We start from the raw sequence: 13456 nt of genomic DNA on the forward strand, positions 1-13456 counted from the left end.
CTTATTCCTTCAACAAGTCCTGCCATTCCTGATCTGTAAGACTTTGCAAAGGATCGTTTTCTGAAATAAAGGTTTCCGCCAAGACACACTTCCGCTCTTGTAAAGCCCGTATCTTTTCTTCAATTGTATCATTCGAAATGAAACGATAAACAAACACCTGCTTTCCTTGTCCAATGCGGTGCGCACGACTTTCCGCCTGCATCTCTGCTGCCGGATTCCACCAGGGATCAATGATAAAAACATAGTCGGCTTCCGTCAGATTTAAACCGACTCCACCGGCTTTAAGAGAAATAAAGAAAGCAGAAACAGCTGGATCGTTAGAAAAACGGGCTATTTCTTTTTCTCTGTCCGATGTTCCTCCGGTCAGCATAGCATATTCCCAACCCCGTTGTTTAAATTCGCCGCCCAATAAGTCGAGATGGGTAACAAATGAAGAAAATATCAGCACTTTATGCCCTTCGCTCAACAACGTTTCGTACGTATCTATTATTTGCTCCATCTTCCCGGAGCTTCCGTCATAATCAGAATAAAGCAATTTCGGATGATTCGCCAACTGACGTAACCGTAAAATTCCGTTCAGCGCTACAATCTTATTTCGCTTCCATTCATCAAGTAAAGAACTCCGAAGACTGTTCTTCTCTTTCTGATAGACCTCTTTCTGATCGGTTCCCATCTCGCAAAAGATTATTTCCTCCGTGAGAGGAGGCAATTCTGGTGCAACTTGTTGTTTGGTGCGCCTCAGGATAAAAGGCGAAATCAGTCGGAGCAACTTATCACGCATACGTGTATCACCCATCTTTGTGATTGGAGTAATAAATTGATTTCTGAAGAAAGACTGCGAGCCTAAAAGTCCGGGATTGATAAAATTAAGCTGCGCCCAAAGATCTTTCAATGAATTTTCAATCGGAGTTCCGGTAAGCACAAATCGATGCTCGCTCCGGAGACGCATAACGGAATGATATGTTTGAGATTCAGGATTTTTAATGTATTGACTTTCATCTAAAACAACACATTTAAATGGATATTTCTCCAACAGTTCAATATCCCTTCGTAATATACCATATGTAATCAATACACAATGATACCGATTAAATACCTGAGAAATATTCTTAGCCCGCCTTTCGGCCGTATATTCGTATAAACACAAAGTGCTGAATTTACGAATTTCCCGTCTCCAATTTGGCCGTAACGAGGTAGGCATAACAATAAGCGATGCTTGTTGCACTTCTATTGGTTTCAAATAGTCTGTTCCATCATCTGTCAGACTTATTTCATCTCCAAACAAAGACAACTGCCCTACCTGATCGATCTTTATCGGAAAGGTATCCATCTTCTCTTCATGAGGACCCGGATCGTAAAGATATTGCAGAAGCGTAATTGTCTGTAAGGTCTTACCCAATCCCATATCATCCGCTAAACAGCCCCCTAGCTTATTCTTAGTCAGATGTGCTAACCAAGAAAAACCATCTTGCTGATAGGAACGTAATACGGCTTTTATCTTTGGAGGGACAAGAACATTCTCCTTTTCAACATAATCTTTTTTGAAAGGGCTTGCATGCTGGAAAACCTTCTCGTCAATCATCCCGGCATGTATTTTCTTAACAATCACCTTGTCGTCTTCCGCTTCTCCCCACACAAACAAATCATTGTATTTCTCAAACCATTCATCGGGAAGTAAAGCCACTTTGCCATCAGGAAGAAGGTAGCGACGATCACCGTTGAGGATATTCTTTTTAAAACGAATGAAGGGAAACGAATACTCTCCGATCTGCACCATTATACGGACTTCGAACCAATCCATAGTGTCTGTTACTTCCTGCCTGACTTCAATTGGACCAATATAATAGGATATATCTGATACGGACTCAAAAGAAAACAACGTTTCTAACATTTCTTTATGTTGGCTAATCCAGTCAACATAAGCAAAATCAGACTCAAACTGATAATTACGGAACAAATTACCACTTTCATGCCGGAAGCCATTTTCAATTAAAAAATTAATACATTGTTGCTCCCAGTCTTTATCTCTTTGGAAATAAAAGATAGTCGGTTCTTCCGCTTTCTTTTCTAAATAAGGATACGTACGTTTCTTCTTCTCATACGGAGAAAACGAGTTCTTACCATAAAAAAACATTAATTCCAATCTCAATGTTTGCGCAAAATTCGAAAATAAACCCAAATGCGCTCTCTTTGCCGGATACTGCTCTACTAATCTAAAACCGGAAACCTCAACAGGAAACTGTTCCATCAACGGGAGCACTATCTTTTCCAGATACCGCATCGTTTCAGAAGCAGGAGCTTCCACATATTTTTTTGTTAGAAATGGCGAAATTCGACCTGCACGAATACGATCAAAAACGAGTAGTTCCCTACCTATTAATAACAAAGCAGGTTCGACAGCAAGAACCATTAGCGGGCGTTCGTTTTGAAGCTGTATAGTCCTTCCGTCCAAAGAACAATGCAAACCATAACGAAAATAATGATCTGTTGCTTCGCAGGCAAAAGAAACTTCGACATTACTTGTTGCTAATGACACCAAATGATGATCATATAACAGATCAGCCCCCATATCTTTCATATAAAGAGGAATACCTTCCGCTCTGATCAAAGCAATAATATCCTGATGCCTTTTCTCTATATAAGGACGAATATTTTCATTCAATACCTTTTCAGACATTTTATGAAAAAAATCAGCCAGAGTACGCTCCTTTGAAAATGCCTTCATCAGCGTTCTCTCCGTATAGCCTTGAGCTAAGGAGATAATCTTCCTCTCCCCCTTACTTATCGCTCTTTCCTGTTTTGACTTGACTGTTGCATTCTCATCCGTCATAATAACCTTATCTGAAACCCTATGCGCAAAATAAGGAATCAATAAGGGTCCCAAAACCGGATGATTACTAATTGTTACAACAAACAAGTTGTCCGTATCCATAAAGTCATTTTTAATATAACCAACAAAGATAGCCTATCCTGACAAGAAGTAAAGAAGGTTTCAAAAAAAAACTACTCGAACGAAAAACTAAAAACCGTAACTTTGACAGCAAGTAGAGACTATAACAAAGAGAATGAAAATAATAGCTGACAATACAATCCCTTTCCTAAAAGGAATTCCGGAAGAATTTGCAGAAGTAACGTATCTTACTTCAGAAGAGTTTTCTCCGGAGACAATCAAGAATGCAGATGCACTAATCGTACGCAGTATTGATAAATGTACCCGTGAATTATTAGAAGGTAGTTGCGTAAAACTAATTACTACCGCTACAATTGGATTTGATCATATTGACACCGCCTATTGCAATGAAGCCGGGATTACATGGCGTAATGCGCCGGGATGCAATGCCGTTTCGGTATCACAATATGTAATTGCGTCTCTATTTGCAGTTTCTCTACGTAAAAATGAATCTTTAAAAGATAAAACAATCGGTATTATCGGCGTTGGCCATGTCGGAAAGGAAATAGAAAAACGTTGTTTGGCCTTAGGAATGCACGTCCTTCGGAACGACCCTCCTCGTGCTGCTCAAGAAGGAGAACAAGGATTTGTATCGTTAGACGAAATAGCTCATAAAGCCGATATAATAACCGTACATACCCCTTTAGAGAGAAAAGGGAAATATGCCACCTTTCATTTAGCCAATGAAGAGTTCTTTTCCAAATTAAAAAGAAAGCCCTGGTTTGTGAATGCAGCGCGAGGAAGTATCCATGATACCTCAGCCCTATTACAAGCAAAAGAGAAAGGATTAATCAGCGAACTCATTTTAGATTGTTGGGAAAACGAGCCTTCGATTAACCCGGAGTTACTTCAGATTGCAGCCATTGCAACTCCTCATATAGCCGGATTCTCGGCAGATGGAAAAGCAAATGCAACGCGAGCCTGTCTCGAACATATTTCTTCCTTCTTTAACATTCCGAATGTACGAATAGCAGACGTGCTTCCGCCACCACCGGCAGAACCCACCATTAATCTCGAAAGATTTCAAAAGAATCGAATAGAACAAGCTGTTTTTCACAGTTTCAATCCGGATAAGATCGACAAATCCCTTCGGAATGCCCCCCCCAAATTCGAATGGTTTCGTGCGAATTATTCTCACCCGAGAGAATTCTCTGCTTATACGATTATAAAAGCTACCCCCGAAGAACGTTTGTTGTTAGAAAGATTAGGATATCTTTGCGAATAGGATAATTATTAGACATGAAAGAGCAAAAGAACATATCTAAAATTGATCAGATTTATTCTGAATACAAAGAACGTTATATTCGTTTTGCCTTATCCTATGTAAGAGATAAAGATACGGCAGAAGATATGGTAATGGAAGCTATTCTGTATTATTGGGAAAATAGAGCTTCTTTGACAGACGTTAAAAATATCCCTCTCTACATCCTCACAGTTATAAAAAACAAATGCTTAAATTATCTTCAAAGGCTAAGAAGCTGGAATGATCTATCAGACAAAATCCTGACAGATCAGGAATGGGATTTGAAAATGCGCATTTCTTCTCTCTCGTCTTGCGATCCGGCAATGTTATTTTGTGATGAAGTACAGGTCTTACTAAGAAAAGCCATAGGTGAACTTCCTGAGAAAACAAGAGCAATTTTCTTATTAAGTCGTGAAGACGAAAAAAGTTACAAAGAGATAGCAGAGATTACAGGTCTTTCAGTAAAGAGTGTAGAATTTCATATCAGCAAAGCATTAACTCATTTACGCCAACGTTTAAAAGACTACTTACCTTTGTTATTACCAGTCTTTGACTTTTTCTACAATTAACAAACTCTCCTCTCCGTCCTTTTTCTAAGACGCAAGTGTAATTTTCTTTGTAAAAGGAATAAAAAGCATTTTTCCATTAGGGTAAACTGTTAGTTATTTGCCTTTTTATATGTAGCATCAAAATAGAATATGGAAAGAGAGAAACTATATAAGGTTTTTAAAGGAACTTTTTCTACCAGCGAATTAAGAGAAGTCAGACGTTGGACGGAAGAGCATCCGGATAATACGGAAAGATATATAAAGGAAAGACAGCTCTTCGATGCTATACAATTTGCTAATATATCTCATGAAAAAGAGAAGAAAAGAACAATTAAACTTTCTCTACTTATAACAAAGGTTGCCATTATTACGCTAATTTTTGGATTAGGCTACATGAGTAATTTTGTCATGATAAAAAAAGAAACAAATGAGACAGCAATGAATACTATTACTGTCCCTGCTGGACAAAGCATTAGCCTCACATTATCAGATAGTACTAAAGTTTGGCTAAACTCACGAACAAAATTTTCTTATCCGTCTTCTTTTGCTGAAGGGAACCGTGAGGTCTTTCTTGAAGGTGAAGCTTTTTTTTCTGTAAAAAAGAAACGCAACAATATGAACTTTACGGTCAGAACTAATCAATGCGACATAGAAGTATTAGGCACTGAATTTAATGTAGAAACTTACAAAGAAACAAATATTTTTTCTACGGCCTTAATGAAAGGTTCTTTGAAAATTATAGATAAAGAAAAAAAAGACCGTTCAATTATGCTTTCTCCCAACAATATTGCTTCTGTCGTGAACGGAAATATAAAAATAAGTCCGATAAGTGATTTTGATTTATATCGATGGAAAGAAGGTTTGATTTGTTTTAAAGAAACAGAATTCCAACAATTAATAAAACGATTAGAAAGGTGTTATGACGTTAGGATTGAAATACGAAATACAGCAGTGAAAACTCAAAAATTTAATGGAAAATTCAGAATATCGGATGGTTTGGATATCATTCTAAGAGTTTTACAAACAGACTCCAATTTTAAAATCATGCGACAAAGCAATGAATCATATATTATTAATTAAAAGAAACCGCCTATGTAATATAATCTTGTTAACCTAAAAACTATTGATGCTGATGGCATCTATATACTATTTATTAATATTAAATCAAATGATTATGAAAATAAAACCCTCATTAACAAACTTCAGGTTAAGTCTGAATAGAAAACTTATTATGGTATGTTTTCTGTTTTTATCTACAATTCTCAACATCAAAGGATTCCCGATATTCGCTGAGAATAATAATTCTCAGAATGTCAAAATCTCTTTAAACAAAGAAAATACGAAACTCGAAAATATATTAAACGACATCGAAACACAAACAGATTTTTTGTTTGTTTACCATAACGATGTAAACCTAGATAAGAAAGTATCCATACGTGCAAAAAACAAAACTATTTTTGAGATTTTAGATCAGTTATTTGATGAGTCAATAAAATACTCGATAGAAAATTCATATGTTATCTTATCAACAAATACTGATATAAAAAACAGAGATATTCTTTCTACTACAAAAAGCCAAGAAAAAAAAGTCACAGGGATCATTTTAGATAGCTACAATGAGCCCATAATTGGGGCTAATGTTGTAGAAAAAGGAACGACAAATGGGACTATTAGCGACATAAACGGAATATTTAATCTTATCCTTCAAACAAATAACCCAACTCTTGTTATCTCATATATAGGTTTTAAAACACAGGAAGTCCGCATTGGGAATGAAGAAAATCTAACCATTAAGCTGACGGAAGACACAGAAACCTTAGAAGAGGTTGTTGTTGTTGGGTATGGAGTACAAAAACGGGCTTCAGTAACCGGGTCGGTTGCTTCCTTACAGAGTAAAGACATCGCTACTGTTAAAACACCGAACGTTACGAACACATTAGCAGGAAAACTCCCAGGACTACGTGCCGTACAACGAAGCGGTGCTCCGGGTGATGATGCGGCCTCAATTGATATTCGTGGTTTTGGAAATGCTCTTGTTATTGTAGATGGTGTAGAGCGTGACTTTACATTAATTGACGCGAATGACATTGAGTCAATCAGTGTTCTGAAAGATGCTTCTGCTTCAGTATATGGATTCAAGGGAGCAAACGGAGTAATTCTTGTTACCACTAAGAAAGGTGAAATAGGAAAACCCAAAATCAATTATTCAGGATATTATGGGCTACAAAGTATTACCCGTTATCCAGAACTTCTGAATGGGTATGAATACGCTATGCTATACAATGAGGCACAACAAAATGTTGGTGTAGCTGCACCTTATTCAAACGAACAGTTAGAACAATACAAGCAGGGTATCGGAACGACAGACTGGTATGACGAAGTAATACGAGGCACAATTCCTCAAATGTACCATAATTTGAATGTATCAGGAGGCTCAGAGAAAGTCAAATATTATTTTTCTTTAGGATACACCGATCAAGAGGGAATGTATAAATCAAAAGATTATACTTATTCTAAATACAATGTAAGATCAAACATCAGTGCTGAAATTGTTAAAGGATTTACGGTGGATTTACAATTAGGAGGTTGGTTTGATAGTAGGAATAAACCATACGAAGCAGAACCTCTGACCAGAAGTATCCAAATGGCCAAGCCTGTTTTCTCTATTTATGCGAATGACAATGAAAACTATTGGTCAAACCCCGGAGACAAAGGTAATCCCGTTCATCTTTCAGATATAGACAATGTAGGTTATGACCGCAGAGACCGCAGGGAGTTTAACGGATCAATTGCTTTAAACTGGCAAATACCTTGGGTCGAAGGACTTTCTGCAAAAGCATTGTTCGCTTATGACTACAATAATAACTATGTAAAGAAATGGTATAAAGAGTATTACGAATACGTATATAATGAAAGTACTGAAGAGTACAAAACTCAGGCAAGTCATACGATATCTGAACTTACGACAGAATTCAAAAATTATTTCAAGCCTAACGTACAAACATCTGTTAATTATGCCAGGACTTTTAATGGGAAACATAATATTAACGCATTAGCTTTATTTGAGTCATATAATGACAGAACAGACAATGCTATGGCTTATAGACAGTTTGCAATTGGAGCTATTGATCAGATCGATGCAGGAGATAAGTTAAATATGAATAATGGAGGGACAGCTAAAGTTTCTGCTCACGCAGGTTTGGTTGGTCGGTTAAACTATGCATATGACAATAGATATATGGCAGAGGTTAGCTTCCGTTATGATGGTTCATATAAATTCAGTCCGGATAAACGTTGGGGATTCTTTCCTGCATTATCTTTAGGATGGCGGGCTTCGGAAGAACAATTCTTTAAGGATGCATTACCTATGGTCGAGAACTTCAAACTAAGAGGATCAATCGGTAAAATAGGTGATGAAGGAGACTTTGATGCTTATCAGTATCTAACAGGGTACACCTATCCTAATAATAGCTACGTACTTGGTTCGTCAGGACTAACAAATGGTGCAGCCGATAGAGGCATGCCTAATACAAACCTGACATGGTATAAATCTACTACATATAATGTCGGATTTGAGACTTCTGTTTTACAAGGAAAATTTAATGCCGAATTTGATTATTTTGTTCGCAAAAGGGATGGATTGCTCGCTACTCGCATATTAACATTACCTACGACCTTCGGCCAAGCTTTACCTCAGGAGAATCTCAATTCCGACAGAACAAAGGGCTTTGAAATTGTAATTGGACATAGAAACAAAATCAACGATTTCACTTATGAAATTAAAGCAAACTTCTCTTCTACAAGACAATACAATGATTATATCGAACGTGCAGAATCCTCCAATATGTATGATAACTGGAAAAACAACTCGAATGACAGATATAAAGACATTAAATGGGGTAAAAAATATATCGGACAATTCCAAAGTTTTGACGAAATATTAAATGCTCCTGTTCAGGATGGCAATGGTAATAAGTCGTTATTGCCGGGAGACTTACAATTCGAAGATGTAAACAATGATGGAATCATTGACGATAAAGACAATCTTCCTATCGGATATAGTAGTAGTCCTCGAATGTATTACGGCATCAATCTATATGGAGCATATAAAGGTTTCGACTTAACCATATTCTTCCAAGGAGCTGCTGGTCATAGTGTATTTATGGGTGGAGACCTTATGGATCCATTTATTCAGCAAGGATTAGGAAATGGTCTTGCCATGTGGCTTGATCGTTGGCATAGAGAAGATCCCACAGATATGAACAGTAAATGGATACCTGGATATATGCCGGCTCTACGACCAACAGGATATCAAAACAACACACAAAACAGTACATGGACTTTACAAAAAGCCGACTATTTAAGACTAAAAACTCTTGAAATCGGTTATACTCTCCCGAAATCAGTTCTCTCTAAACTTTCTATTGAGGCGTTAAGAGTATATGTAAATAGTTTCAACCCTTTGACTTTTACCAACCGAACAGGTATCATGAAGTATATGGACCCTGAAAATGATAATTCATCTTTACGCTATTACCCTCAGATGAAATCTTTCAATTTTGGAGTAAGTCTTACATTTTAAACACGACAAACGTATGAAAACAACTATAATAAAAACAATCGCTTTGGGTGCTATTATTGCAGGGAGTATTTCTTGTAATGATTATTTGGAAAAAGAGTCATTCAATATTATCACACCTGAACAGGTATGGCAAAACCCGAAGTTGATAAATGCGACATTAGTGAATCTATACGCAAATCTGCAATTAGAAGACTTTAATTATTGGTATCGAGACTCCTGGCGTTTAATGAATCCGACAACACTTTCTGACGAAGCACAAGGATCATTCCAGAAGGATCCGATGTTTGATAATGGAAACGCAAGTTACACTTATGAAGATGCTTTATTTGAGCAGAAATTTTCAGACAGATATAAATATATTAGAAATTGTAATGATTTTTTGACGCAACTTGCCGATGCAACTGCTTTGACAGAGACTGAAAAGAAAGAATTGGGAGCTGAGGTACGGTTTCTCAGAGCAATGCATTACTTCACTCTGGTGAAACGATATGGAGGTGTACCTCTTGTGACCTCTCCTCAAGAATATAATCCGGGAGATTTGGAATCTCTTTTAATTGAACGTAACAAAGAACAAGAGATATACGATTTTATTATTACTGAGACAAAGGAAGCGGCAAAAGATTTACCTGTAACACGTAATTCAGAAAACAAATATCGTGCTAATAGTGGAGCAGCATTAGCCTTATGTTCTCGTGCTGCATTATACGCTGGATCTATATCCAAGTATGGAACAGTGCAATTAAATGGAATTATTGGTATCCCATCCTCAGAAACCTCTCGTTTATTTCAAGAAGCTTATGACGCCTCTAACAGTTTACTTGCTCTAAATGAATATTCTCTTTACAATAAGAAACCGGATGATAAATCACAGAACTATTGTGATATTTTCTTAAAAGGAAATGGCGATAATGGAGAATATATTTTCCAAAAGCAATACAATGTTGCCGGAGGTAAAGGTCATGATTGGGATAAACGTAACGCTCCTTTCTCATATCGAGCTGGAGGTTGGGGTTGTGGTGTAGCACCAACACTTGAGATGATTGAAGAATACGAATATGTGGATGGTAGAGAAGGAACACTTATTCTTACCGATAATACAGGAAAACCTCGTCGCTTTGATAGTATGTATGAGTTATTCGAGGGTAAAGATCCTCGTTTATATGCATCTGTTTATCTACCTGGATCACCGTGTCAGACCACCCAAGTTGAATGGATTAGAGGGATTATTGTTTCAGATAATGTACGCCACGTTGCAACCAGTCAACCCGATGGAGGAAATACTGTTGATGTAGATGGGGTAGTTTACAGTACTTCAGGAAAAGATGGAGGGGCAGATGCTGGAGACGCATCTAAAACAGGTTTCTATCAAAAGAAATTCTGGGATGAAACTCTTACAGATATGAATATGGGAAAGTCAGAGACGCCATGGCCGGTATTTCGTTTAGGAGAAACATATCTAAACCTTGCCGAAGCTGCTTATGAACTTGGGAAAAACAGTGAAGCTCTTACTGCCATAAACACCATCCGTGAACGTAGCGGTTTGAAAGCACTTACCGACATCACAATGGATAAAATCAGACATGAACGGAAAATAGAATTGGCATTTGAAGGACATCGTTACTGGGATATGAAACGTTGGAGAATTGCTCATTTAGATGTTGAACAAGGAGGCTTAAATGGATTCAGAGGCTCTGCTCTGTATCCATGGTTTGACATCAGAGACAACAAATACATCTTTGAAAAAAGTAGTAGTACTCCAAAACAAAAGCGTGTATTCCTTGAGAAGAACTATTACACAAAGATTAATTCGGATGATATGAACTCGAATCCGAAATTAGTCCAAAACCCGGGTTATACAAACTAAATTTAAATTGAGTAGATTATGAAAACAATAAATTTAATATTATTTTCCTTCATTATTGGTTTCACAAGTTGTCTGAATGATATAGACAATTATGATGCACCAAACGGAGGAGTAAGTGGGTCTATTCTTGATTCGGAGACTAATACACCGATACCGTTACCAGTATCCGGTTCTACTGGAGTTATTATCAATTTGTATGAGCAGAATACGGACGCAACAAAATCAATAGACTTTTACGCTAAGGCAGAAGGTATATATGAAAATTCAAAAGTTTTTAACGGGGAATATAAAATAGTGGTAAATGGACCTTTTATTATGCCATGCGAAAGTAATTTAAAAATCAATGGGCAGACTAAATTAGACCTGGTTGCTACTCCCTATTCCAGAATTAGTGCAACAGCATCGATTTCGGGAACAACTGTTTCAATCTCTTATAAGGTTGTTCCTACTAATTCTTCATATAAGGTAACAAGTATATTCGGGTTATGGAATTTTGCTCCTGGAGTTGATAATGGTCAGGCAAATCAGGCAGGAAAGAAAACAGGTGAAAATTTGGAGGGAACCATTGTTTTTAATCTGGCAGATGATAATAATTACAAATCGAACTTGTACAAAATACAGTCAAATGGTAATAAAGTATATGTACGTATGGGTGCAACTATTAATAATGTTGTAAATTACAGTCCTATTTTAGAAGTAACATTACAATAAGAAATAAAATTTGTCATCCCGGCTATGATCCGGGGTGACAATTTTATGAAAAATCTTGTTTTAGATATTATTAGAAACGAAATGAACAATTTGAAATGGTTTTTAGGTGTATGGGCACCTGTTTTGCTTTTGGCTTGTAATCCGAAAACGGAAAATAACAGCATTAATAACTTACCTGAATGGGCGTTGGGTGGCTTTGAAAGGCCTGAGGGTGTAAATCCATTGATTACACCGAATGCCAATACAAAATTTTTCTGTCCGATGCAGAACGATTCTGTCGGTTGGGAAGAAAGCGATACGTTTAATCCGGCGGCAACTGTAATAGGAGAGAGTTTGTATGTGTTATATCGGGCTGAGGATAATTCGGCAACAGGGATAGGTAAACGTACTTCCAGAATCGGATTGGCTCGATCTGGTGATGGACTACATATGGAGAGGGGAAAGCTTCCGGTCTTATTTCCTGCAGAGGATAATATGAAGGAATACGAATGGCCGGGGGGATGTGAAGATCCGCGGGTTTGTGTAACGGAAGATGGATTATATGTGATGACTTATACGTCATGGAATCGCCAGGTTCCCCGCCTTTGTATTGCAACATCACGTGATTTAAAAAACTGGGAAAAACACGGTCCGGCATTCGAGGATGCTTATGAGGGCAGATTTAAGGATATGGCTTGTAAGTCTGGTTCTATCGTTACTGAAATTAAGAACGGAAAACAAGTAATTTCTAAAGTTAACGGACGCTATTTCATGTACTGGGGTGAACATCAGGTTTGTATGGCTGTGTCGGACGATCTGTTAGACTGGACGCCTCTGTTGAATGACAAGAACGAATTGAGCTATGTTATAAAGCCTCGTAAAGGATATTTTGATAGTGCGCTTACTGAATGTGGCCCTCCTGCTGTTAAAACGAAAGACGGAATTCTTCTGTTGTATAATGGTAAAAATTCGAATAAAGCAGAAGACAGCGATAAACGCTTTACGACAGGTGCATATTGTGCCGGACAGGTTTTGATGGACAAAAATGATCCGACAAAGATGATCGCTCGTTTAGATGTTCCATTCTTTCGCCCAATGGCCTCTTTCGAAAAAAGCGGACAATATGTGGACGGTACCGTTTTTATTGAAGGATTAGTTTTCTTTAAAGGAAAATGGTTTTTATATTATGGCTGTGCAGATTCTCAAGTAGGGGTAGCGGTCTATGACCCAAGCAAGACAACGCCGGGTGATGCGTTGCCTGTATTATAAAACTTGACTTTTGATATAAAAAGTGATGAGCCCACTATAAAAACCCAAGAACTTCAAAGCTAATAGTAGTTCTAAAATTTTTGAGGCGCTTCAACTTGTTTGCTGAGGCGCTTGGAAACGAAAGTTGAAGCGCCTCAACATTCGTTTCCAGGCGCCTTTAATTTTTTTAAGTCGTTTATTTCAAAAGAAAAATAAAGGAAGAATGTTTTTTATTCCCCTAACATTAAGAAAGAAGGAGTAGCGGGAATAAGATTTTATCCGTTGAAAAAATGTAATATTGTATATTGTTTCAACATTTAAGTATCAAGTA

General features: G+C 37.4%; 8 protein-coding genes. 7 read left to right on the forward strand and 1 reads right to left on the reverse strand.

The window, feature by feature from the left end; all coding sequences use genetic code 11:
- Position 1: 1 nt before the first annotated feature.
- On the reverse strand, positions 2 to 2932 hold the full coding sequence (locus PHT93_RS01410) for a DEAD/DEAH box helicase (RefSeq protein ID WP_300238571.1): 2931 nt from the start codon (positions 2930 to 2932) through the stop codon (positions 2 to 4).
- 133 nt (positions 2933 to 3065) lie between these two features.
- Between PHT93_RS01410 and pdxB the strand changes: the two genes are divergently transcribed.
- The 7 genes from pdxB (at position 3066) to PHT93_RS01445 (ending at position 13146) form a co-directional block, all read left to right on the forward strand.
- Positions 3066 to 4175 (forward strand): 4-phosphoerythronate dehydrogenase PdxB, encoded by a 1110-nt coding sequence (gene pdxB, locus PHT93_RS01415; protein ID WP_300238574.1) that lies wholly within the window; start codon positions 3066 to 3068, stop codon positions 4173 to 4175.
- A gap of 14 nt (positions 4176 to 4189) precedes the next feature.
- Entirely contained in the window at positions 4190 to 4762 is a 573-nt protein-coding gene (locus PHT93_RS01420; protein WP_300238576.1) for an RNA polymerase sigma-70 factor, read from the forward strand.
- Between the two features lie 129 nt (positions 4763 to 4891).
- Positions 4892 to 5821, forward strand: coding sequence for a FecR family protein (locus PHT93_RS01425; protein WP_300238578.1), 930 nt, complete (start codon positions 4892 to 4894; stop codon positions 5819 to 5821).
- A gap of 94 nt (positions 5822 to 5915) precedes the next feature.
- A complete protein-coding gene (locus PHT93_RS01430) occupies positions 5916 to 9323 on the forward strand; it encodes a TonB-dependent receptor (protein WP_300238580.1) in 3408 nt (1135 codons plus the stop codon).
- A gap of 13 nt (positions 9324 to 9336) precedes the next feature.
- Positions 9337 to 11187 carry a RagB/SusD family nutrient uptake outer membrane protein gene (locus PHT93_RS01435; protein ID WP_300238582.1) on the forward strand — a complete coding sequence of 617 codons (1851 nt, stop codon included), beginning with the start codon at positions 9337 to 9339 and terminating at the stop codon, positions 11185 to 11187.
- Positions 11188 to 11205: 18 nt separating this feature from the next.
- Entirely contained in the window at positions 11206 to 11898 is a 693-nt protein-coding gene (locus PHT93_RS01440) for a DUF3823 domain-containing protein (protein WP_300238585.1), read from the forward strand.
- Between the two features lie 81 nt (positions 11899 to 11979).
- Positions 11980 to 13146, forward strand: a complete 1167-nt coding sequence (locus tag PHT93_RS01445) for a glycoside hydrolase family 130 protein (RefSeq protein ID WP_300238588.1) — start codon at positions 11980 to 11982, stop codon at positions 13144 to 13146.
- The last annotated feature ends 310 nt before the right edge of the window (positions 13147 to 13456 follow it).

Source organism: Massilibacteroides sp. (genome assembly GCF_028705895.1).
GTDB lineage: Bacteria > Bacteroidota > Bacteroidia > Bacteroidales > Tannerellaceae > Massilibacteroides.

What these genes read in the sequence shown, in the direction of transcription:
- PHT93_RS01410 (WP_300238571.1), bottom strand. Translation starts at nt 2,932, where the DNA reads ATGGATACGGACAACTTGTTTGTTGTAACAATTAGTAATCATCCGGTT.
- pdxB (WP_300238574.1), top strand. Translation starts at nt 3,066, where the DNA reads ATGAAAATAATAGCTGACAATACAATCCCTTTCCTAAAAGGAATTCCG.
- PHT93_RS01435 (WP_300238582.1), top strand. Translation starts at nt 9,337, where the DNA reads ATGAAAACAACTATAATAAAAACAATCGCTTTGGGTGCTATTATTGCA.
- PHT93_RS01440 (WP_300238585.1), top strand. Translation starts at nt 11,206, where the DNA reads ATGAAAACAATAAATTTAATATTATTTTCCTTCATTATTGGTTTCACA.
- PHT93_RS01430 (WP_300238580.1), top strand. Translation starts at nt 5,916, where the DNA reads ATGAAAATAAAACCCTCATTAACAAACTTCAGGTTAAGTCTGAATAGA.
- PHT93_RS01425 (WP_300238578.1), top strand. Translation starts at nt 4,892, where the DNA reads ATGGAAAGAGAGAAACTATATAAGGTTTTTAAAGGAACTTTTTCTACC.
- PHT93_RS01420 (WP_300238576.1), top strand. Translation starts at nt 4,190, where the DNA reads ATGAAAGAGCAAAAGAACATATCTAAAATTGATCAGATTTATTCTGAA.
- PHT93_RS01445 (WP_300238588.1), top strand. Translation starts at nt 11,980, where the DNA reads ATGAACAATTTGAAATGGTTTTTAGGTGTATGGGCACCTGTTTTGCTT.